The 23,983-nt window shown below is 48.2% G+C and carries 19 protein-coding genes and 3 pseudogenes; all 22 read right to left on the reverse strand.

Annotated elements, in window-relative coordinates; translation table 11 throughout:
- Window positions 1-194: 194 nt before the first annotated feature.
- On the reverse strand, window positions 195-632 hold the full coding sequence (locus IAI47_RS11415; RefSeq protein WP_223296470.1) for a hypothetical protein: 438 nt from the start codon (window positions 630-632) through the stop codon (window positions 195-197).
- 23 nt (window positions 633-655) lie between these two features.
- The gene (locus IAI47_RS11420) at window positions 656-820 is read right to left on the reverse strand and encodes a hypothetical protein (RefSeq protein WP_187961130.1); all 165 of its coding nucleotides are present in this window, start codon (window positions 818-820) and stop codon (window positions 656-658) included.
- Between the two features lie 10 nt (window positions 821-830).
- Complete coding sequence (locus IAI47_RS11425) at window positions 831-1,424, reverse strand: hypothetical protein (protein ID WP_008927158.1); 594 nt, start codon at window positions 1,422-1,424, stop codon at window positions 831-833.
- A 292-nt stretch (window positions 1,425-1,716) separates the two neighbouring features.
- Window positions 1,717-2,409 (reverse strand): annotated as a pseudogene (locus IAI47_RS11430) (RHS repeat-associated core domain-containing protein); the annotation flags it as partial.
- Window positions 2,410-2,645: 236 nt separating this feature from the next.
- Window positions 2,646-3,002 carry a hypothetical protein gene (locus tag IAI47_RS11435; protein ID WP_008927156.1) on the reverse strand — a complete coding sequence of 119 codons (357 nt, stop codon included), beginning with the start codon at window positions 3,000-3,002 and terminating at the stop codon, window positions 2,646-2,648.
- Between the two features lies 1 nt (window position 3,003).
- Window positions 3,004-7,041 carry an RHS repeat-associated core domain-containing protein gene (locus tag IAI47_RS11440; protein WP_008927155.1) on the reverse strand — a complete coding sequence of 1,346 codons (4,038 nt, stop codon included), beginning with the start codon at window positions 7,039-7,041 and terminating at the stop codon, window positions 3,004-3,006.
- A 541-nt stretch (window positions 7,042-7,582) separates the two neighbouring features.
- Entirely contained in the window at window positions 7,583-8,236 is a 654-nt protein-coding gene (locus IAI47_RS11445; protein WP_008927154.1) for an ankyrin repeat domain-containing protein, read from the reverse strand.
- A 786-nt stretch (window positions 8,237-9,022) separates the two neighbouring features.
- A complete protein-coding gene (locus IAI47_RS11450) occupies window positions 9,023-9,769 on the reverse strand; it encodes an ankyrin repeat domain-containing protein (RefSeq protein ID WP_003852272.1) in 747 nt (248 codons plus the stop codon).
- Window positions 9,770-9,778: 9 nt separating this feature from the next.
- Entirely contained in the window at window positions 9,779-11,077 is a 1,299-nt protein-coding gene (locus IAI47_RS11455; RefSeq protein ID WP_003852271.1) for a DUF4150 domain-containing protein, read from the reverse strand.
- Entirely contained in the window at window positions 11,070-12,224 is a 1,155-nt protein-coding gene (locus IAI47_RS11460; protein ID WP_008927152.1) for a DUF2169 domain-containing protein, read from the reverse strand. Before IAI47_RS11460 ends, IAI47_RS11455 begins: the two co-directional genes overlap by 8 nt.
- Window positions 12,225-12,226: 2 nt before the next feature.
- Window positions 12,227-14,374, reverse strand: coding sequence for a type VI secretion system Vgr family protein (locus tag IAI47_RS11465; RefSeq protein WP_187961131.1), 2,148 nt, complete (start codon window positions 14,372-14,374; stop codon window positions 12,227-12,229).
- Window positions 14,375-14,755: 381 nt separating this feature from the next.
- Window positions 14,756-15,135, reverse strand: a pseudogene (locus IAI47_RS11470) (IS1-like element transposase); the annotation flags it as partial.
- A gap of 184 nt (window positions 15,136-15,319) precedes the next feature.
- Window positions 15,320-15,640 carry a hypothetical protein gene (locus IAI47_RS11475; protein ID WP_008927178.1) on the reverse strand — a complete coding sequence of 107 codons (321 nt, stop codon included), beginning with the start codon at window positions 15,638-15,640 and terminating at the stop codon, window positions 15,320-15,322.
- A 95-nt stretch (window positions 15,641-15,735) separates the two neighbouring features.
- The gene (locus tag IAI47_RS11480) at window positions 15,736-16,092 is read right to left on the reverse strand and encodes an immunity protein Tsi6 family protein (RefSeq protein WP_008927177.1); all 357 of its coding nucleotides are present in this window, start codon (window positions 16,090-16,092) and stop codon (window positions 15,736-15,738) included.
- Window positions 16,093-16,232: 140 nt separating this feature from the next.
- Window positions 16,233-16,490, reverse strand: coding sequence for a hypothetical protein (locus tag IAI47_RS11485; protein WP_008927176.1), 258 nt, complete (start codon window positions 16,488-16,490; stop codon window positions 16,233-16,235).
- Window positions 16,490-17,749 (reverse strand): PAAR domain-containing protein, encoded by a 1,260-nt coding sequence (locus IAI47_RS22055; protein WP_008927175.1) that lies wholly within the window; start codon window positions 17,747-17,749, stop codon window positions 16,490-16,492. The genes IAI47_RS11485 and IAI47_RS22055 overlap by 1 nt, the downstream gene beginning before the upstream one ends.
- A gap of 3 nt (window positions 17,750-17,752) precedes the next feature.
- A complete protein-coding gene (locus IAI47_RS11495) occupies window positions 17,753-18,547 on the reverse strand; it encodes a DcrB-related protein (RefSeq protein ID WP_153574567.1) in 795 nt (264 codons plus the stop codon).
- Between the two features lie 2 nt (window positions 18,548-18,549).
- Window positions 18,550-20,499: a type VI secretion system Vgr family protein gene (locus tag IAI47_RS11500; protein ID WP_153574568.1), complete on the reverse strand. Its 1,950-nt coding sequence runs from the start codon at window positions 20,497-20,499 to the stop codon at window positions 18,550-18,552.
- 346 nt (window positions 20,500-20,845) lie between these two features.
- Window positions 20,846-21,226, reverse strand: coding sequence for a hypothetical protein (locus IAI47_RS11505; protein ID WP_003854912.1), 381 nt, complete (start codon window positions 21,224-21,226; stop codon window positions 20,846-20,848).
- Between the two features lie 26 nt (window positions 21,227-21,252).
- Window positions 21,253-21,618, reverse strand: coding sequence for a hypothetical protein (locus IAI47_RS11510; protein WP_003854915.1), 366 nt, complete (start codon window positions 21,616-21,618; stop codon window positions 21,253-21,255).
- Window positions 21,619-21,673: 55 nt separating this feature from the next.
- Window positions 21,674-22,018, reverse strand: a complete 345-nt coding sequence (locus IAI47_RS11515; protein WP_105100193.1) for a hypothetical protein — start codon at window positions 22,016-22,018, stop codon at window positions 21,674-21,676.
- Window positions 22,019-22,135: 117 nt separating this feature from the next.
- A pseudogene (locus IAI47_RS11520) lies at window positions 22,136-23,715 on the reverse strand (type VI secretion system Vgr family protein).
- Between the last annotated feature and the right edge of the window lie 268 nt (window positions 23,716-23,983).

Here is a 23,983-nt window from a genome sequence, read left to right on the forward strand (position 1 = left end):
CCAGGGAACGCAACCGGCTCCAGTTCCGCAGGTTTGAGGCTTTAAGGAAGCACAACCCAGTAATGAGCATTTCTTCTCTGGCCGATGTATAAAGGCATTTCCAGAAGCGTTGTTCGATTTCTTCTTTAGAGAAACCCGGCGTAAGGGGAAAGTATAGTCCGTTTCAAAATTCATAGCCTGTTTCCCTTCTTAATTTAATTCGCTAGCCAGATGCCGTAATAAATCACTATAGAGCCAAGAGAAACCACGCATTTTGCAAAGATGAGCATGCCAGGCACTAACTTACTGGCAGTAGGTGAAATTCGGGCATAATTATCAGCATTATATTTTTTTTGAAAACCCACAACCCCAATAAATAAAGTGCAAATCATGATAATCATAAACTTTATGCCAAGAATAAATATAAAAGAAATGCCTATTTCTTCCATTAAATCTCCAGCAAAATCATTACTAAACCCGGGAATAGCTAACACTAATCCTTTGAGCGCAAAGGCAAGTACTACAATACCAACCAGCACACCTACAAACTTCTTACCAAATCCTGCCCATTCTTTTTTATTATAAAAATCCTTTCCGTTCCAGACATAATAAACCGTTACAATCCAGAAAAATAAAAATGCTATAAATTTCATGTTAGAATCAATCATATCTTTATTTAACCGCCAACTAAAACCGTTGCGCAACCGTTGATGATAGCACCATCTGCACCACCATTGCTTCCAGATTTTTCTGTACTATCCCTTTCACCAAAAAACAGGTCGCGGAGGGGTTTTAATGCAATTTTTACATTAATATCGCCTGTCAACATTGCAATCATCATTCATAATAAATTACCATGCTTTCAACGAATCTATAGAAGGAAATGAGTCGAATTTTATTTCAAGATCTTTAGCGAGTGACTTTACCTTATTCAAGCATGATGAATCTGTGAAGATAAGGCATTTACCGCCTTGTGGCATGTAGTTATTGACAATGAAAAATTCGCACCCCAGGCGGCTTAAATCATTTAGCACCCGGGATGATAACTTACCATTCTCATAAACGTCATACAACTCAGGCTTTTCATTCAAGACCTCTACAGCAACACCTTTCCTAGCTAAAATTTCATTTTTCTTAATCGTCAACTTATAACTATCCAAGTCAGACTTTAACTTCTCCCAACGTTTAAAAAAGTACAGACCTTCAGAGTCGAGTACCGTTTTTTTTACCAACCCTCTAACCTGATTGTCATAGTAATATATTTCAGAAAATAGAACCTTGAGTAAATCTTTAGCTTTATCCGTATCAAAACCATATGGACCATACCCGTAGTCATCAACATTAAATTGGTAGCATAAACAAAAAGCTTCTGAGTCTTTTTTGATTTCAATAATTTCGTTAAAATTAGGAACGGGAATTTTGATTAATCTTTCGTTAGCTACCATGTAAATATTACCTCTTCACACTTAGGATTTACTGAATGTATATGACCTGACTCATGATGTTTGGGCACACCAGACTGCCCAGCATCAGGATGTCCGTCTGGATGCTCAAACCATTTATTTTTGCCATACCGATTTTCTCTTCCCAGTGATTTTTCTCCGTCAGATTTCATTTTCGCCCAAGTTCTACCCCGGCTCGTAGGGTTAAGTTCATCAATACTAATATTGCGTCTCCCCCTAGGCACCTGAGCGTGTTCCTTAGCCCGTTTCAAAGCATCACTTCTGCTTTTAGCTTTAACTAAAGAACATTTACTCAGCCCCAGCGGATCCACCCAACTCAAAGGTTAACCCCACCGGCAAGACCTATTGGATCCTGGCTCACAAACCTGCCCGCATCCGGATCATAATCGCGAAAGCGGTTATAGAGTAAACCCGTTTCCGCACCGAAATACTGACCCTGATAGCGCAGCGGCTGATAAACCGGCTCTGCATTCTCTCCGGCTGCCTGCTCTATACGCAGCGTATTGCCCCTGGCACGATAGACGGCACACCAGACCACACTGCCATCAGCACCAGTCAGCTCGCATAGCAGACCAGACACATCATTGTGATACCAGTTAACCTGCGCTTCATGCTCCGTCCCGCCCTGCTGCAGACTGATCTGCGCCAGCGGCGCAAAGCTGTCATCCTCGTACATCCAGAGGTGCTGGCGCGAGCCTCTCACCTCACTCAGCAGGCGATTGCCTTCCCAGATAAAGCGCGTGATGCCAAACGCATCGCGTTTCCAGCTTCGACGTCCAAACGCATCATAGCCGTAGGTGGTTCGCTGCTCAGTCCCGTTGCGGGTGCTCACTGATTCGGTCAGATGATGTTCAGCGTTCCAGATAAAGAGCTGATCTGTGTGGCGGCCACTCTGTTTGCGCGTCACATTACCGAAGCCGTCATAGGTCCAGCGTTTATCTTCATAAACCCTGAGCCGGTTATTCTGGTGTCGTGATGCTGCTGATCCTCAAAGCTCGCTGCGTGGCCTTATCGCATGAGGAAATGGTCTGCTATGTTCAGAAGAGACGCGATATATTACCGGGAAGTAGCTGGCTGAGTTGAGATTTGAGGTCGATCAAAAGTAAACGGTAAAGGTTGTACAGGACTGACTGATTCTGACAGCGGACAGCTAAACAGAACAAGCCGGAAGGATCGTTAAGATCGCTTCCGGCTTTTTAAACTTTACTCTCCATCGTATTCAATCGTAGCTTCAAGAGCGCTTCTTAACCAGTCCCAGAAGCTGTCAATTTCCTGGACATTTTCGTAACCTTCGCTGGCGAAGTCATGAATAATTATAACCTTACCTGGCTTATTAACTTCCCAACAAGCAACATCATCGTTATCCTCTCTTCTTGCAAAAGGTATTAATTCACGTGATGGATAACGGCTTTTTATTCCATTAAAGCGAATTCTCAGTCTCTCGCCCTGAAGAATGAGCCACGGATCAAAATCCAGTAAGCCTTGTAATACTATTCTTTTAAACTCATCAGGATAAGAAAACCCTACTGGTAGTTCTTTTTCAAGTAGAAGCTGTTCCATATTAGTCCAATGACCCTATTATATTTGACCCGTTAGGATAACCATTTTTGTATTTAGAAGCTTGTTTACCAATTCGTAATTGTATTGCATCTTCCCAGGAAGAAGGCGTTCCTTTTTTAGTAGTAAAGCGTTCAATAAATTCATTTGGCAAAGATGATGAACCATCATGAATTCTTGCTTTGACATTTATCCCTGCTCTGGATGCTGCAAGTACTCTGGTATTATCAATAGTTGTTAATTTTCCATCGCTCATTCTAACAACATCAATGGGGTCTCCAGTCCACCCATTCTTTCTCATACTATGAGTTAAATCAGCAGCACCATTTACAGAACTTTGGCTAAAACGAATCGTTTTGGGATCTAACTCAACAGCTTCGGGTTTACATTTCGCCCGATTCAACCCCAGCGGATCCACCCAACTCAGCGGATTCGGCGCATACTGATAAAGGTTACCCCCACCGGCAAGCCCTATTGGATCCTGGCTCACAAACCTGCCCGCATCCGGATCATAATAGCGAAAGCGGTTATAGTGCAAACCTGTTTCCGCATCGAAATACTGACCCTGATAGCGCAGCGGCTGATAAACCGGCTCTGCATTCTCTCCGGCTGCCTGCTCTATACGCAGCGTATTGCCCCAGGCACGATAGACGGCACGCCAGACCACACTGCCATCAGCACCAGTCAGCTCTCGTGGCAGACCTGACACGTCGTTATGATACCAGTTAACCTGCGCTTCATGCTCCGTCTCGCCCTGCTGCAGACTGATCTGCGCCAGCGGAGCAAAGCTGTCATCCTCGTAAATCCAGAGGTGCTGGCGCGAGCCTCTCACCTCACTCAGCAGGCGATTGCCTTCCCAGATAAAGCGCGTGATACCAAAAGCATCGCGTTTCCAGCTTCGACGTCCAAACGCATCATAGCCGTAGGTGGTTCGCTGCTCGGTCCCGTTGCGGATGCTCACCGATTCGGTCAGCTGATGTTCAGCGTTCCAGATAAACTGCTGGTCTGTGTGGCGGCCGCTCTGTTTGCGCGTCACATTACCGAAGCCGTCATAGGTCCAGCGTTTATCTTCATAAACCCTGAGCCAGTTATCCTGTAATGGCTGCGTCTGAGTTTCACTCAGCAGATTGTGCGCCGGATCAAAGGCGAAATGCTCATCACGCGCCCGCGTCATCCGTCCCAGCGCGTCATATTCGTAACGATAATCACCCGTGTATTTATCCGTAATCTGCGTCAGCTGGCCATCGCGACGCCAGACATACTCGCGTGCCACCGCTGACTGCGCGCCACGGCCCGCACGCTGGCTTATCAGCCGTCCCATTTCGTCGTGAAGATATTCACTTGTGATTGCACCCTGGGTACGGCGCACTTCACGGTGCATAACGTCACGTTCGCTTTCACTGATAATACGGTTACCCAAGTTGACCTGCACCCGATGCCCGCTGCCGTAGTAGAGCTGCTTCAGTTCCCGCCCATCCGGTAAGATAGTGTGCGTCCGGTTACCCAGCTCGTCATAGCTGTGGCGCAGTTCATAACGGTGACCCCGAACCAGCGTCCGCTCTGCGAGCAGTTGTCCGGCATCATCCCATTCGAGTTCAGAGCGTCCGCCGTGATTGACACCGGCTGTGAGGCGTCCCAGCGCATCGTAACGATAGCGGGTACGTTGCCATGTGGCATCTCCACCGCGCGACACCAGCTTTTCCAGCAATCGTCCGGCGGGATCCCGTTGATAGTGCGAGTGGATTACCTGACCGCTGCCATCGCCTTCTTCAATACGAACCAGCAGCCAGCCACTGTCATCATATTCATAACGCGTTTTGCAACCATCAAACCCGCGCTCCTCGACCTGGTTATCCCGGGCGTCGTAGCGGAATGTATATCGTGCACCGTTCTCATTAATCAGTGCGGTCAGGCGACGGGCCAGATCGTATTCATAGCCAATACTGTGGCCGAGTGCATCAGTGCGTGATAGCGGCAAGCCATCAGCAGCCAGCGTCCAGCGCGTAACCTGCCCCTGAGGATCCTGCCAGGCAATCAGACGCCTCCAGCGGTCAAACTCAAAGCTTTCCGTTCCACCATCGGCATGCACAATACGCTGGGGCAGGCCATTCCATCGGTTATAAAACAGCGTCTGGTTGCCTGCGGCATCCGTCTGCTGCTTCATCCAGCCATATTTGTCATAGTCAAATGTCGCTGTGCGCCCTGAGCAATCGGTATGACTGATCAGAAAGTTGGCCTGGTTCCAGCATAACGTTTGTACGCCCGCCGCAGCATCACGCACCCTGACCAGATTGCCACGGTCATCATGGTTGTATTCTGTAATGCGTCCTATCTCATCCGAAAAACGGATTAAGTTTCCTGCTGTGTCGTAGATAAATTCACGCGAGCCGCCCAGCATGTTGGTCACACGAACCGGCGTGTTCCAGCGTTCGTGATAATCAAAACGTGTAGTCTGACCATCTGGCTCAATGATGGCCGTACAGTTGCCGCGTTCATCATAGCGGTAGCGTGTAAATCGGCCACACTGATCAGTAAGTTGTGTCATCTGACCGCGGACATTACGTTTGATACGAATGGTTCCTTCCATCGCATCCCGATAGCCGATAAGTTCCTGATTATCGTCAAAGTCGTAACGTGTCACGCGCCCCAGAGCGTCAACAACCGTTGTGGTCTGACCGCCATACTCAAAACGCCATTCCCCGCCGAGGCTGTCACGATGTGCCAGAACTTTTCCTTCAGGGGAATATTTATCGTAATGATAAAAACACTCCATTTCGCCCGCACGACGATGCGCCACCATAATATGGTTACGGTAACGGAATTCACGCAGCACCTCGTTGAGCTCATTACGCACGGCAATCAGGTCACCCTGAGGTGAATAATCGTAGCGGCACAGAATTTCGGCATTCAGAGGATCAGACGGATAACAGACGCTGACGCTGGTGATACGGAAAAAAGCACTCCCCGTGTCCGATTCAAACTGAGAGAAGTTGATATTAAATCGACGACCAGCGCTATCTTCAATCTGCACCGGCAGATGCCGGATATCATAACGGAGCGTCAGCCGGTTGCCATGACGATCGCTGATGGCAGACAACAGCCAGCGGTCAGATTCAACTTTATGACTGAAGTGCCAGTGCTGGCTTTCATCCCCGGCCGAAATACAAAATTCCTCAGGCTGCGGCTGCGAGAGGTAGAGTTGCTCATAGCGATGAAGCTGAGGCTGGCGGCCCGCTTCCGGATAGGGGAACTCAATTTCGCGACCCTGTTCATCCATTAAGACCAGCAGACCCGCTTTCTTACGTACTTCCTGTGAAATGGGCAGTGACCAGCCCTGTCCCAGCCAGCCATTGCCGATTTCATCAGAAAAATAGTAGCGCTGCCAGTTAAGGGGAACTGATGCCGGGAAAGAGAAATCATTATCTTCAGGGCCGAACAGCAGTTTGATACCCAGTACAGGGTTAACCGGACTACCAATCGCCATATCCACCTGCGGCAGAGGCCTTGCCGGAATTTTGCACGGCTCAGTCTTTTTCTGCGCATGCCCTTTGTCACTGCCTCCCTTTTCGCTGCCCGCTTTTTTAGCGCTGATAACTTCATCAGCTTCTTTTTTAGCGGCTTTAGCTTCGGCTTTAGCAGCGGTCGTTTCAGCTTTGACGGCTGCTTTTTCAGCCAGTTCAGCCCCTTCTTTTGCAATGCCTTTGCCCACTTTCGCGGCTTCTACCGCTTTACCCGCTTTTGCTGCCAGCTTACCGGCTTTAAACGCCGCCCCGCCACCGGGTACAAAGTTAGCTGCCGCCGAAGCGGCTGAAAGTGCAGCGTTACCATAATCCCCTTCTGCGGTGTAAATCGCGGCGTTCGCGCCGTCAGCTACCGCGCCGACAACAGGAACTGCGCCTAACACGTCCAGACCGGTATGCACCCAGTCGCCATAACTGCTCCACCAGCTTTTCTTTTTCGGCGGGTTGGCACTGCCCGCCGCCACATGGCCTTGTGGCGCAGGCGCATATTGTAATTTACCAATCGTATTTCCGGTTGCCATTGGAGCTCCGTGCGAAACTGTACAGGTTAAAGAAGGAATTATTTATTAAACTTGTTTACTCAGGAATAAGATCTGAGGCATGCCATGCAGTTCAGGTGAATAGTTTCACCTGATACCGTTTAATCATTTATGAATTGAGGTGAAAAAAGATGAAGCAGTCAAATCTTGTCAAAAAGGGTTTAGATGCAGAATAAATTAGTGAGGCCAGAACATATACTTAAAATCAGGCATATAATAATTGCAATGTCAGAGTAGTAATCATCATGCCCCATCATTTAGGTACGAGGAATCATACCAGTACTGGACCGTCTCGCTATCACGCCAGAAAGTGATGCAGTTAAGGTTTATTATCACTATGTTTCTGACACCCCAGCCAGCACTTCTGAACATCTGTTAAATCACGAGAAAACCTGCATAAGCAGGCCTTTATGCAATCTGAACCTGTCACTGAGTATAACTATGACAGGTTCATCTCAGTCTACATTAATCGAAAATTCAAGCATTCATAAGATGCTGATTTTCAATTTAGCCCAAACATCTATTAATTTTTTTGCGTTAATTTTCTTATATCTTCTAGCTTATTAAGGGCCTTTGTATTATCTTTATTTGTATTACTAATAATTTTATCCAACAGTTGATTAAAAGTTACATTATTCACATCAGTAACATTTGCATGCGCACCATGATGAAGAAGGTATTCAACCTGATCATATTGTCGACCATACATCCCCTCAAAAATTGCTGTTTGTCCTAAGCTATCTTTCGCATTGACATCAGCACCTATTTCAACAAAATACTTTAGAGTAGGGAAGGCTTTTTCATTAGTTGCATAAAATATTATCGGCGTGCTGTCAAATTTCGCGTTTTTATCCATCCCTCCTTTGATTAATGCTTTGACAAAAGCAGGATCTGAATATCCCGCTGTGTTACTTGCCACAGAACCCATATCGGCAACGTATTGAACAGGATCGGCGCCATGCTTTACCAGAACACTCATTACATTGAGTCTGTTAACGTCCTTATTTGAAGCTTCACTGAGGGCATAATACAAAAGGGTCAAATCCTTCTCGCCAGGTTTATTAAGATCAGTTTGAGTTGATAATTTTTCCACCTCATCAACATTGCCATCTTCAATTGCCTGTGCCAGTTGTAACTGGCTTCCTGAAAAGTAATCCTCCGGATGGATTTTCTTCATATCATCACAAGCCTGTAAAGTTAACAAAGAAAATATTAACGGCAATAAGATTACTTTCCTTATAAAACCCAAAATTCACCTCCGGCGAGTTGCTTTTATATCAATGTTATTTTCTAACTCCTGAAAATAAATCATCTGACCCATACTTTAAAAAAACCTCATACCCTGGCGCTTAATAATTTTATTCAGAATAATATTAAACCCCTCAGCATTTTCATTTTTAATACGTGGAGCGGCATCATGCCTTATCAACCATATACAACTATCCCACTACATTTCTGGCAAGACCCTGATAAGCAGACCCTTACATACTGGGGAGCGATTATTTATTTCATCACGTTACCAAAAATATTGCATAACCTTTCAATTGCGATCAGAACCCGCACTAAAGATAAAAACCACTCCTTAGCTTTTGTATCTGCCTTCACAATCTACATTCAATAAAATAGAAAAGTATTTCTATACGCTGCTTTTAAGCCAATCTAATTTGTTATCTAACAGAACTAAACAAGATTCTCTTATGTTGGCTTTAGCATCGCTTATGCCAGCTCAACCTTCTGGCCCATGGAATAATCTTATAACTTTCTTTTCCAATCAAGAAAATAAACCAATCACAGTTAAAACAAATGGCATCATCCTCAGTGGCAACTGATTTATTATATTTAAGTAATCTGGCATACTGATATTGAATAATAATAAATCTATTGATTTTTCCTTAAAGCCATTATGACATCCTTGTCTTTTCACTGACGAAAGCAGCCATAACTTCATCAGCAGGAATCAAAATTAAGCACGTCCACCTTTTTGTTTAGCAAGCTTATGAATTTCCATTAACTTGTCCTGTGTAGAACCTTTCTCACCATTATTGCGTTTGATCACATCGTCAAGTTGACGCATAAATGACCATCCGGTGTTTTTTTCAACCGCATTAGGATTGGCTCCGTGATTCAGTAACCACTCGACGGTATCTAACTGCATTCCATCCAACGCAGCCATAACTGTTGATTTTCCCAGCGAGTCTGTCGCATTAACATTTGCGCCGCGATTTACCATCAGCGCCAGAGTTTTTAAGGTACCATCTGAAGCGGCATCATGCAGCAAGGGTTGCCCCTGGACTTTAACATTCACGTCCATGCCACCATCAATTAACGCAGCCATAAACTCCGGGTGCGGCGATGTGGCGACTAATTCAGCGACACTGCCCATATCAGGCACATCCTGAAGAGGGTCGGCACCGGCTTTGACAAGCTGACTGATGATTTCTAATTGCTGGCTTTTTCTATTTTTTGCTTGCTGTAAAGCAAAATAGAGCAATGTCATGTCCTGCTTACCTGGCTTATTAAGAGAGGTGTCAGGGGTTAGCTTCCTGACATCAGCGATATTCTCACTGGCGATAGCCTGGGCAAGGCTCAATTGTGTACCATGGAAAAATTGTTCTGGAGGATATTTACTCATTGCATTACATCCTGAAATCGAAATTAAAAATATCAGACCACCATAGCGGGCTACTTTTTTTATAAGAGACTTAACCATTTTTTCTCCTTAAATTGAAGATAACAACTTCTCGTCATTATCTTTCTCCAGTTCAATACAGTGTTTTACCTGGTCCATCCCATGCATATCAATTGCACTTCCCTCTCCGCCATCCATAGGATGCTTGTTGCCAACTGCAGAAGGAGACGCTACCAACGCCACTCCTAACGCACTAAATGCAACTGCACCCCATGGCCCCAGAGTTTTCAGTCCAGTAAGTCCTAGTCCACCAATCACTGCAGCCCCTGCCCAGAATCCAGGCTCCTGTATCATAGTAAGAATTTCACCTTTGACACGATAAGCAGAGATATTTTCTGCCGTTTCAGTGACAGGTACTTCGCCGCTGTACTTTTTAACGGTTGATGATTTCAATCCAGCAGAGTTGAATGTCCAGCCCGTTTTTCCGCTTGCCCGTGAAGCTGATGAAGCCATTCCGCCTCCCAGAGAATGTCCTGTCATATCAATTGGCGCTGTGGAGCGTCGAACCGATGTGCCTATTGAAACAGCCTGCTTGTAATAATTTGAGTCTACACCCATGCCCTGCTGAACATTGTTTTTCCAGTCAGCGGTTTCCCTCATTCGCGTACCTCTAAATACGACGGATGCAGACATATCTTTTCCAAAAACAGCTTCGTCGGGCTCATATACCCTTGCACGGAAACCCGGGTCTTTAGCGATTCTTAGTGATTTTGGCGTAAGGTTATATTTTGCCAGCGCCTCAGGGTCGTCACTGATATCTTTCCAGCCTTCAGGTATTTCAGGCATAGGTCTGGTGGGATCGCGGGGCTCATAAACATAGTCCGCTAACCTCGCCTTTTCCATGCCAGTATTATTCTGCTCAAGCCGCAAAGCCGCCTGCACCACTTTAGGGTCCTTACTTTTCTTCCCTTTTTCTATCAGAGCCTTACGCCTTTCCCACGTCTCTTTTTTTGTCAGGTTTCCACCACGTCCGCCAAGCGCTTTGCCATTCATGGCAAAAAGATCCTGCACACGGTTTAAGGGATAACCACCAATATAGGTGTCCGGGCTGTGCTCTATTGACCAGCAGTCACCCTCAACCGTTCCACTCACCACACCTTTATTGCGCCCTGCTGCATCACCAATAGTGGTAGGGACGTAGCTTGATTTATAAACAAACGCCGGATGACCATTAAATTTCACGCTATCGACAGTGCTTTTTGAAGGCGCCAGCGTAGCCGTTACCGGATAAGGAACCGGTGGCTGAATACCGGGGGTAAAACAGAGATCCGGTGCTAAACCGACAACTTTATATACGCCGTCTTTACGTGCGGCATAGTTATCAGCCATGGCGTTGCTCCTTGTTGATAAGAGCCAAGAGCGAAGGTGGTAGGGGGATAAAACTGTCAGCCTGACTGTCGGTAAGCTGTTGCTGCGCACGTTGTACCATCACTTTCCGCTCATCCATAGCGATAAAGCGTAACTCGGTCATTGCGGGTTCCAGTTGTTCAGAAAATACCACGCGATAGCTGCAATGCACTTTGCGCGTGGGTAGATCGATAACCAGCGTGTCGAGTTGCAAATCATACGTCAACCCGGCGCCCTGCTGCGTGGTAACAAAAGCAAAAAGTGTTTCAACCGGTACAGAAAAATCGAGCTGCTGCCCACTCTTTTCCTGATGCGATATCAGATTTTTGAGTGTGACGGGAATGCTTGTCATAGGTTTCGGCAAGGGGAATTGCATCCAGGGATGCGCGCCACACCAGTAGTCAAACTTAAAATCAGCGGGCAGAAACGGATGCCGATGCTGTTTCCATGCTTCATCATAGGTACCGGCAAACGTAATACGAGGATGCCAGCCTCTACCATAGAAACCAAAACCGGCAGGCAGATTTTCATCTTCAATATTCTTAACAGGGTTGGGCAGTAGTTCAAACTGGGGTGCCGGAAGATGCTGAAGTTTTAGCTCTTTCTGAGCCTTAGCCGGTAACCAACCTATGCCAACACTATTAAAAGATGATGCCAGTTCCTCACCTTTTTCCAGTCGGTAAAAGCCTCCCTGAGCAAATTCATAGCGTAAATCAACATGCGTAACAGGCTTCCCGTTAGTGAGCTGCCAAGTGGCAACCATTTTTCGCCACTCGCGCGGGCCATAAACATTTAGCAGACGGGTGAAATCACCGATTCGAGCGCCTACAGTGAAATGCCGCACGGGCTTATCTTCGGGTGCCCACGCAGTGCCATTGATCACCACATCCAGTCTGGGTTTATAAGGCGCAAGGTCGCTTTCAAAACGCACACTGCTGGTACCCGGTTCATCGTAATAGTAATCCTGCTCGAAGAGTTCGCCCTGATCTTCACACAAGGTCAGCTTACCGGTGATGATATCAAGATCGTAACTGACGCGAGCCACCAGGACGTTAAAGCCATGATCATGTTGGTCAAGCGACTCAAACAGCAGCGCTGGAAAAGCGCTATAGTTAGCAAAATTTTCCATAATCAGTTGATGTCTATCTGTGTTCCGTCGATATCAATCACCTTCTCACCGACCAGCTTGATCTTGTTCGCGCTGATGGTGATGGTGCCATTATGCTCAAGCACAATCATCGATTCGCCACATACCAGGGTGATTTTGTCTTCAGCACTGAACTCCGCAGTAGTCCCGGCAGTCAATGCCATATCCCGTCCGGTATTGAGCGAATATTTCATGCCGACATGGTGTGCCTGCATTCCGCCGACATTGGTCATCCAGCCGCCACCAACGTTTAGCATGTATGCCGCGCCAATATTGGTGTTCTGAGCCAGACCGACATTGAGCATTGAAGCCAGTGCAATGGTTTCAGCTTTCGCCCTATCCACTTTTAGTGTCTGGTTGCCATTAATCGTTACCGACTGATTCTGACCAATACGCACTTTCTCATTCTGATCGACTGTTTCAGTGCGATTACTGTGTACAGTGATGGTTTCATTACCATCCACCGTTTCAGTACGATTCTGATGAACGGTAATGGTTTCATTTTGATCAACCGTTTCTGTACGATTTTTCTTCACCTCGGTGGTTTCATTGCCGCCGATGGTTTTGGTCCGGTTGCTGCCGACGCTGTGGGTTTCATTGTTGTCAACCTCAGTGTCCATGTTCTTCTCGGCATGCAGCCAGACCTGTTCCTCACCCGCCTTATCCTCAAACCTCAGCGCGTTCGCCGTATCCGCCGTGCCATCCTTCGACCGGCTTAAAAAGCCCATCTGCGTCGCCGCCGCCGGCAGCGCCCACGGCGGCATGCTCGCCTCGTTATACACCCGGCCGATGATCAGCGGACGGTCCGGATCGCCGTTGATGAAGTCCACCACCACTTCGTCGTTAACGCGCGGGATCTGCACCCCGCCGAACCCCTGACCCGCCCAGGCGCTGGAGACGCGCACCCAGCAGGAGCTGGTGTCGTCGCCCTTCGCCAGACGGTCCCAGTGAAACTTCACCTTCACCCGGCCGTAGCGGTCGGTCCAGATGGACTCGCCTTTCGGCCCCACCACCTTCGCCGTCTGCGGACCGTGCGTTTTCGGCCACGGCGTCTCCGGCGGGGTGCGGTACGTCACCGACGACGGCAGCACCGTGAAGCTGATGTTGTGACGGCTCTCGCCGGTGTCGCCGCTGGCGTAACTGTTCTCGGCGAAGTCATAGGTCGCCGAGGTCACCAGGTATTCGCCGTTGTCGCTGAAGTGCGGCGCGTTGATGATGGCGAAGGTGAAGCCAGGCGCGATGCCGGTGGCGGTGCCCGACCCGCTGACGCTGTGGTGCTCGGCCTGCCACACCTCCTGACGGATGCGCGCGTAGGACTCGCCGTGGCTGTGGTCGACAAAGTGGCCCGGCCAGTCGTAGACGTCCACCGAGCCCGGCACCGGCGACGCCGGGTTCTGCCGCGCCTGCAGCATCCACGCGTTCGGCTTGCGGAAGTCGTAGTCGTCGGTGCTGTAGATGCCCGGCGTCACGCTCTCCGCCAGCGACCACTGGCTGATGCCCTCTTCCGTCACCACGCCGCCCGACGGGGTGACGTGATAGGCGATGGTCTCATAGCCCGGAAACGCCTTATGCTGGTCCGGCGCGTCGCACAGCACCAGCGTGTGTCTGTCCGCCGCGTGGCGGAAGAAGTAGTAAATCCCCTCCAGCTCCATCAGGCGGCTGATGAAGTCCAGGCTGCTCTCCTGATACTGCACGCAGTACTCCCACACCCGGTAGCTGCCCGCCAGGCGCGTCTCCACGTTAACCGCATACTCCTTCAGCAGCGTCTGCACAATCTGCGGCACCGTCTGGCTCTGGAAGATGCGCAGGTTGCGGTCGCGCCGCATCGGCCACAGGTCCGGCTCCACCGTCAGCTGATAGACCGCGTAGCGGGTGCCGCTCAGCTCCTGGCTGCGCACCGCCACCCGGGTGATTTTGCCGTTGAGGTAGCGCGGGCTCAGCGCGTTCATCAGGCCGTCGGTCGGCAGCGTAAAAGTGACCGGCTTGCCCAGCAGGGCGTGACGGTCGATGCGCGCGTCGGTGGCCAGCAGTTCGGCGGTGAGCACAAACGGACGGGACAGCGTCTCGGTGCCCGTGAGCGTGTGGAACAGCAGGCCGTCCGCCGGCAGCTGAGCAGTAATGCGTGAGAACATGGTTTTTTCCGTACAGACAGAACTGACGATGAAGCGGGTCAGTAAAAGTGGAAGGGAAATGATTTTTTTATTTAAAGCATCTTCTGATTAGAAGTAATGGATATCAGGGCGAAATTATTTTTTAAAACAAAACCCCGATTAAAAAATAAACATTTATGAAAATGATCAATATAATATTTTTTTCAGTCAATATGTATTTTGGATATCAACCAGGAAACACAAAGAGGAAATTATTTTTTAAATAATTTTAAATTAAAATAAGGAAATATAATATACATTACAAACCATCGTGATGCATGCACATTTAACATCCCCATTTATTTCACTGACTAACTACTTCTTGATTATTTCATTATGCATGTTAGCGAAAATCAAAACACACGAAAAAAAGGAACAATGCTGCCGGGCTTTACTGCCAACAAAGCTACACTGCTCATAAAGTTCGCAGATAAGCGCCACATCAGCATGGGCGACGGGTGAAGAGGTTAACCGCTTTGGCCTAATTTTTTTAAACTCCGGATGACGGTGTTAATGCCAATGTTCAGTTTTCTGGCGGTATCACGAACCCAGGCACCATTGATGAAGGCCATTTCAGTGATCTGTTCTTTAATGCACGGCTTACGGGCTTCATAAGCGTAAGTGAGTTGAAACACGCGGTGGCAGTGACGGCTGCGAAATCTGTCATAGCCTTTAGGGTTCTGACCATGGCGGTAAACGTGAGCAGACTGACAATGGAGGCAATGAACGTTAACGCTGGCCATGAGAATCTTAAAAGCGTGCATTATACATCAGATTAAACCAATTAGAGGCATCACCCTATATTTAAATACAGTGTCTACCCAAAACCCTACACTATAGTAACTTAATATAAAAAGTGATAGGATTAACTCTCTAAAAAAACCTTTTTCTAGTGAGAGGGAATTATTTTTATTCACTTATAATAAATCACTTCACAACCTTAATATCTTTAACCTCTCTATCACAAAAGTTGGTCCAATCCTTACGAATAGTCCCGGCCAAACTGATTAGATAGTCAAAGTCATCTCTATGAAGAAGATCATTTTCATCTAATACAAACACCTTACTAATGTCAAAATGCGAGTTTGGATAGAAATTTGGAATAAGAACACCTATAAACCATTTACTATCCGAACGCAGTAAATTAAAGTCACCTTGACGTGACTTAACAATCTTAGCTTCAATAATAAATCGCCCCTTCTTTAAGTCATAAACTTGATAGTCTATCTCTTTATCTAAATTTTTCATGGAAATAACAGTTTCATAATCACCAGTTGGTGATTTACCACCAGGGAATTTTATTTGCGTTATCCTTTATACATTAAAGCCTCAATATTTATCTACTACTGTACTTTTAAATATCTTTTTTTCCGTTTTTCATATTCAGGATCGATTTGATGAGGAAGAATGACTTTGAGTCCCGCGCCTATTTGAGATGCAATATAATTTGCGTTTGAAAGATGTTTGGCAAGCTCTGGGTCAGTTGTATCAAACTCTTTGGAAGCCAAACTCCCCAGATTCATGCTATGCAGGACACTTTTATCTTTTTCTTCACCAGTTAATATTTTTTTTACGTACATAAGCTGTTTCAGAGCAACCTGAAAAACTCTAAAATCCGGTTTTTCCATCGCTCTTTGATTAGTGATATCAATAGCATCATTGATGTAGTCTAAAGCAGTATATTTTTCTTTCTTCATCATAAACCCAATATGCACTCTTCTTGTTTGAGAGCAAAGGCAGATCTTGAATTAAAAATCACCAGGCCAACCTTATTACAAACGGAATGTATAAAGTAAGCTAAAGACAAACCTTTTTATTCACCAAATAGAAAAAACTAAAACTATATTAATTCAAAATTCTCCTTGCTAATTTCATTTATTACGTACTGCTCTGGGGCTTCTCTTATTTTTTTTGATAGATCTTTTAACATTTCACTATCGATAGAACGGATATCAATATATGGAGTTACAATGAAGAACCTTTCGACATCAACTTTGTAATCACCTTCACTAAACATAACCTTCATTACATATGAGCTATCGTCACACTCATACAGAGTAAAATCCCAAGGATTCATTGCTATTTTATTTTTACTCATTATAATTTCTCTCCTGTTAATAAATCGGTCACGGTATAATCTCTGCCTTTAACCATTCCTTCGGTTTTTACTACAGCCTCAAGATCACCTTGTGGTAGTTTGCCACCCGGAATCCATTGCTTATTAGCTCCCCATTCATTACCAGTAGGCATTTTTGGAGAGTACAACTCTGTAGGTTCAAATTCAATCAAAACAAGACTATCGTTTTTCAATTGTTCCTGTGGGATGCCTAATTTATCTGCAATCACTCCTACATCTCCTTTTGATTCAGAAATCATTTGTCCAGCGCGCTCCTTGGTTAGAACAAATTCCGTCCTCCCTGGATCAGGTTTACCAATACCATAATCTTCAAAACTTTTTCTAGTGACTATTCTAGATGCGCCATTTTCAAAGGATTTTGCATGAGAATCAATATAATCCTTAGGTAAATATGTTTCGGGGTCTGGCCTAAATGTTTTTTCGATACTTTGTATTTCGGCGATTTTTTCATCATTTAACGGAAGTTTGTTAGCATTAATATTATTACGACCACGCCAACCGTCAAACTTCATACCCCCTTTACCACCCAATGCCCCACCGGCAAAACTGCCTGCCAGCATAGACCATTTTTGACCGTCAGAGCCTTCACCGAAAAGTCTGCCACCGACCCAGCTGCCAGCGTAACCACCACCCATTGCGCCTGCTAATCCTAGCAGGGCTATAGCAGGTGAAGCCAGGACCGCAACGGCAGCAGTGCCTACTCCCATCATCACCCAGTTTACCCAGCCGGGGACTTCGGGGTTGATGTCGTCAGTCTGAAGTTTGCCTCCGCCAATAAAGACATTGGTTGAACCGCCAGATATCTCAGCGCTGCAGGTCAAACGGTCTCCGATACGGGCGGCAGGAAAGTTGTTAATAAAAACTTTGTCCGAACCTTCAGCAACCCGTTGCGATGAGCCGCTGTGCTCATCGCAGTCGCCTTTGGACAAATGTGCACGTATCGCTGCTCTGCTGTTAGTGAAAACATTCGGCGATCCGGATAACAGTTTGCCCGTGTTATGCCGCGGAGCCCATGACATGCTGCCAAGCACTTCACCCACACCTCCGGCAGCACAGGCACCGGCTGCTGCTGCGGATACAACAACCAGTGCTGCTCCACCGGTAACAACAACGGCTGCTGCACCTAATATCGCGCCGCCAATTAACCCGGCGATCATCCAGCCTTTAGAGGCTGTGTGGGCTATCTCGTCCTGCTCTCTGGCAGCATTGAAGTCAGCCATGATTTATACATCCTCATGTCTCTGAAGAAACGCAAGGATTTGTGATTCGCTGGCGAGATCTGCTGGTCCTTTAAATGCTTTTGCCATGCCAAGAATATCTCTTACAGATGAGTTTTTTCTGTGTGGTGATGTCCATAGTGCATAGCGCAACGGCTCTTCATTATTTAAGGCGGCGATATGTAATGGGCTTCCCGCTGAGTCAAAGAACAAATAACTGCCATTCAGCGCTCTTTTCAAATCAACATTCTGATAAAGTAATGTCACCGTTTCATGTGCGGTAAGCACTTTAGTATCGTTATCAAAAGAAAAGAAAATCCCCGACGCATCAGTTGCCACGGGTACCGGCTCATCATCAGAATCACGAGAATTAAATTTTATACTGTTAATAATCTCATGATATTGCTTAGTATAATAATCATTAAAACGTCCTGGGCATGTTCCAATATAACAAACAATCTTTTTACCCCCGGCGTCATCATCAAATAAAACAATCGATTGTTTTTGCCAGATCTCAGCGCCATCATTTTCAAAATGATAAAAAATCTCAACTGCAGGCAGATTATCTATCTCGATCAGTTGTGATGTTACGTTTACAAAAGCGGGAACAGTGACACTCATCTCATTGATAATTCTAGCGGCCACTTTTTGCACTGTATCGTCATGAAAAGCAGATGCACGAGACACTACGAACGTAAACTCACTCGCATTATTTTCGCTGAGCGTAAAAAGATTCATTGTCCTGTCTTTAAATATGTCGGGCAGTTCAATTGAAGCTTCCTGAAGAGTATAGGTGGCCATTTTTATCCTTTGGTATTTTTTGCTGATGAAGAAAAGTAGTTTTCAATTTCACTTTTTATTTTATTTTTATGTCCACTACCCGGTGCAATTATTGCAGCGCTTCCTCCTTCCGGATTTAAATGTAACTCACCACCTTTGGTATTAATCTCTCCATTACCATCGACGGTAATGTTAAAATTTTTACCAATAAAATTAATCGCACCTTCTTTAGTTAACTCAATCGCGCTGAGACCACACTCGATTCTTACGGTATCTCCGGCTGCAATGGTGTAAGAAGCAAAGGCCTGTTCAGTACGATTGCCCGTTGTCAGCGTTTTACTATTTCCCTGAGTGCCGAGAGCATGGTCACCATCCACTCGCGTCTCATTATTAGCGCCCACCGAAACTGTCCTATTGTTCAGAACACTGTGTGATTCATCATTTTTAACATGCGTATCCATGTTCTTCTGCGCCTGGATCCACAGGTGTTCCTCACCCGCCTTATCCTCAAACCTCAGCGCGTTCGCCGTGTCCGCCGTGCCATCCTTCGACCGGCTCAGAAAACCCATCTGCGTCGCCGCCGCCGGCAGCGCCCACGGCGGCATGCTCGCCTCGTTGTACACCCGGCCGATGATCAGCGGACGGTCCGGATCGCCATTGATAAAGTCCACCACCACTTCGTCGTTGACCCGCGGGATCTGCACCCCGCCGAATCCCTGGCCCGCCCAGGCGCTGGAGACGCGCACCCAGCAGGAGCTGGTGTCGTCGCCCTTCGCCAGACGGTCCCAGTGAAACTTCACCTTCACCCGGCCGTAGCGGTCGGTCCAGATGGACTCGCCTTTCGGTCCGACCACCTTCGCGGTCTGCGGACCGTGCGTTTTCGGCCACGGCGTCTCCGGCGGCGTGCGGTACGTCACCGACGACGGCAGCACCGTGAAGCTGATGTTGTGCCGGCTCTCGCCGGTGTCGCCGCTGGCGTAACTGTTCTCGGCGAAGTCATAGGTCGCCGAGGTCACCAGATATTCGCCGTTGTCGCTGAAGTGCGGCGCGTTGATGATGGCGAAGGTGAAGCCCGGCGCGATGCCGGTGGCGGTGCCCGACCCGCTGACGCTGTGGTGCTCGGCCTGCCACACCTCCTGACGGATGCGCGCGTAGGACTCGCCGTGGCTGTGGTCGACAAAGTGGCCCGGCCAGTCGTAGACGTCCACCGAGCCCGGCACCGGCGACGCCGGGTTCTGCCGCGCCTGCAGCATCCACGCGTTCGGCTTGCGGAAGTCGTAGTCGTCGGTGCTGTAGATGCCCGGCGTCACGCTCTCCGCCAGCGACCACTGGCTGATGCCCTCTTCCGTCACCACGCCGCCCGACGGGGTGACGTGATAGGCGATGGTCTCATAGCCCGGAAACGCCTGATGCTGGTCCGGCGCGTCGCACAGCACCAGCGTATGCCTGTCCGCCTCGTGGCGGAAGAAGTAGTAAATCCCCTCCAGCTCCATCAGGCGGCTGATGAAGTCCAGGCTGCTCTCCTGATACTGCACGCAGTACTCCCACACCCGGTAGCTGCCCGCCAGGCGCGTCTCCACGCTGACCGCGTACTCCTTCAGCAGCGTCTGCACAATCTGCGGCACCGTCTGGCTCTGGAAGATGCGCAGGTTGCGGTCGCGCCGCATCGGCCACAGGTCCGGCTCCACCGTCAGCTGGTAGACCGCGTAGCGGGTGCCGCTCAGCTCCTGGCTGCGCACCGCCACCCGGGTGATTTTGCCGTTGAGGTAGCGCGGGCTCAGCGCGTTCATCAGGCCGTCGGTCGGCAGCGTAAAGGTCACCGGCTTGCCCAGCAGGGCGTGACGGTCGATACGCGCGTCGGTGGCCAGCAGTTCGGCGGTGAGCACAAAGGGACGGGACAGCGTCTCGGTGCCGGTGAGCGTATGGAACAGCAGGCCGTCCGCCGGCAGCTGAGCAGTAATGCGTGAGAACATGGTTTTCATCCCTGTAAGATGATAATTCGGCAAAAGGCACTAGCTTTGGGTACCAGCATCAGTACGTTGAGCTGATCAGGCACGGTATGTATGGCACTCGCATTGGTAGAGTTTTGAAGGCTCCTGCCAGGCAAAAGGATTGCGGGCATGCCTTTCAGAAATAGGGAAAATGAAGCGATAGGCTTACCATAGTGTTCGACATTATTACTTGTATAAATATCCTTACTTGTATAAATATCTTTACTTGTATAAATATCCTTAATGCAACCTGAGCAAGGTTTTCTATGAAAAATAGTTAACATATCTTCAAGCAAGAAAAATTTTCCGCAGGATGAATTATTATAACTTACTCATATAACACATCAAGTATAGCGACTTTTGATGGGATTTCGTCGCTATACTTTACAATGACTTTAATACCTTTCTTTAACTTATGGATCTTACCTTTAATTACCAACCCTTTTCCGGTGCATATAGTCTCTTTACCAGAAAGGGTAAGCCGCACATTGAAGTTATAAAAAAAACCGTCATCATATTGGGTATTTGTTTGCGACCAGCTGACAGGCTCGGTAGTTATTATATAACCCTGCCACTCATCTCTGGCTTTCCAGTTTTTTATTTCTATCAACTCATTTTTATCTGGTTTGAACAGTAAAAACATCACTAACAAACCCATAACCGTCATAGTAATACCGATAATGAAGGGTATTTCAGTTAAAAAATGCATTTTCACCTTCTTATCACTTTATCGCTTCAACAATGTGTATGTAAATTGTGGCCCAGCAGGGCGTGGCGGTCGATGCGCGCGTCGGTGGAGAGCAGCTTAGCGGCAAGCACAAATGGGCGTGACAGCACCTCAGTGTCATTCGGCGTATGAAACAGCAGACCGTGCGCCGGCAGCTGTCCGGTAATGCGTGCGAATATAAGTAGATTCCATGCTAATTCAGTAACGCGATATTCACTGGTGATTGCACCCTGAGTGCGGCGCACTTCACGGTGCAGGACGCCACGTTCGCTTTCGCTGATGACACGGGTACCAAAGTTGACCTGCACCCGCTGCCCGCTGCCATAGTGGAACTGCTTCAGTTCCCGCCCGTCCGGTAAGATATTGTGCGTCAATCTTGGTGCTTAGTAATTATTTTCTATTTGCTGCATTGATAATTACGGATATATATTAATTATATTTTTCGTACCAAGAGATAATCTTCTCTTTAATAGAGTCTAAAGAAGAAGCATTAGCAACTATGACATGAATAGGAAAGCCGTCGACCTCTTTATCAAACTCACTTAATGAATTAGCATCTTCATCTAAAACAACTTTTATGATGGTGCCATTATTTTTTTTTCGTGCTGAAAATATTGGATTGCCATCCATAAACGGCTTTCCATTTGAAAACGTAGTATTGTAATATGGACAGTCAACTGATTCCTTGCAATTTATAAAATTTAAGAAGAAATTTTTTAAAAAAGACTCTAACTCTAAATAAACCTTTTCATCATTAAGGTAGTTATTAAACATATCTACTCCAAAAATGCTTTACCAGAAATAATCTCAATATCCACACGTTCGTGCTTAGTATCTTTCACCATAAATGTTTTACTCACTGGAGCATCAGCACCTCCGCATTTGCTGGCATTAGTTATAAATTTTAGTCCGGTTGCTGCCGACGCTGTGGGTTTCATTGTTTTCCACCTCAGTGTCCATGTTCTTTTCAGCATGCAGCCAGACCTGTTCCTCACCCGCCTTATCCTCAAACCTCAGCGCGTTCGCCGTGTCCGCCGTGCCGTCCTTCGACCGGCTTAAAAAGCCCATCTGCGTCGCCGCCGCCGGCAGCGCCCACGGCGGCATGCTCGCCTCGTTATACACCCGGCCGATGATCAGCGGACGATCCGGATCGCCGTTGATGAAGTCCACCACCACCTCGTCGTTGACCCTGGGGATCTGCACCCCGCCGAACCCCTGACCCGCCCAGGCGCTGGAGACGCGCACCCAGCAGGAGCTGGTGTCGTCGCCCTTCGCCAGCCGGTCCCAGTGAAACTTCACCTTTACCCGGCCGTAGCGGTCGGTCCAGATGGACTCGCCTTTCGGCCCCACCACCTTCGCCGTCTGCGGGCCGTGCGTTTTCGGCCACGGCGTCTCCGGCGGCGTGCGGTACGTCACCGACGACGGCAGCACCGTGAAGCTGATGTTGTGACGGCTGTCGCCGGTGTCGCCGCTGGCGTAACTGTTCTCGGCGAAGTCATAGGTGGCCGAGGTTACCAGATACTCGCCGTTGTCGCTGAAGTGCGGCGCGTTGATGATGGAGAAGGTGAAGCCCGGCGCGATGCCGGTGGCGGTGCCCGACCCGCTGACGCTGTGGTGCTCGGCCTGCCACACCTCCTGACGGATGCGCGCGTAGGACTCGCCGTGGCTGTGGTCGACAAAGTGGCCCGGCCAGTCGTAGACGTCCACCGAGCCCGGCACCGGCGACGCCGGGTTCTGCCGCGCCTGCAGCATCCACGCGTTCGGCTTGCGGAAGTCGTAGTCGTCGGTGCTGTAGATGCCCGGCGTCACGCTCTCCGCCAGCGACCACTGGCTGATGCCCTCTTCCGTGACCACGCCGCCCGACGGGGTGACGTGATAGGCGATGGTCTCATAGCCCGGAAACGCCTGATGCTGGTCCGGCGCGTCGCACAGCACCAGCGTGTGCCTGTCCGCCTCGTGGCGGAAGAAGTAGTAAATCCCCTCCAGCTCCATCAGGCGGCTGATAAAGTCCAGGCTGCTCTCCTGATACTGCACGCAGTACTCCCACACCCGGTAGCTGCCCGCCAGGCGCGTCTCCACGTAACCGCATACTCCTTCAGCAGCGTCTGCACAATCTGCGGCACCGTCTGGCTCTGGAAGATGCGCAGGTTGCGGTCGCGCCGCATCGGCCACAGGTCCGGCTCCACCGTCAGCTGGTAGACCGCATAGCGGGTGCCGCTCAGCTCCTGGCTGCGCACCGCCACGCGGGTGATTTTACCGTTGAGGTAGCGCGGGCTCAGCGCGTTCATCAGGCCGTCGGTCGGCAGCGTAAAGGTCACCGGCTTGCCCAGCAGGGCGTGGCGGTCGATGCGCGCGTCGGTGGCCAGCAGTTCGGCGGTGAGCACAAACGGACGGGACAGCGTCTCGGTGCCCGTGAGCGTATGGAACAGCAGGCCGTCCGCCGGCAGCTGTGCAGTAATGCGTGAGAACATGGTTTTTTCCGTACAGACAGAACTGACGATGAAGCGGGTCAGTAAAAGTGGAAGGGAAATGATTTTTTTATTTAAAGCATCTTCTGATTAGAAGTAATGGATTTCAGGATGAAATTATTTATCAAAAATTCCGATTAAAAACGAGAAACATTTATGAAAATGGTCATCGCAATAATTTTTTAGTCAACATGTTTTTTGGATGTCAACCAGAAAACACAAGGAGAAAATTCTTTTTTGAATAATTTTAATTTATAAATAACAAACAATG

It is taken from the genome of Pantoea sp. MT58 (assembly GCF_014495885.1).
GTDB lineage: Bacteria > Pseudomonadota > Gammaproteobacteria > Enterobacterales > Enterobacteriaceae > Pantoea > Pantoea eucalypti.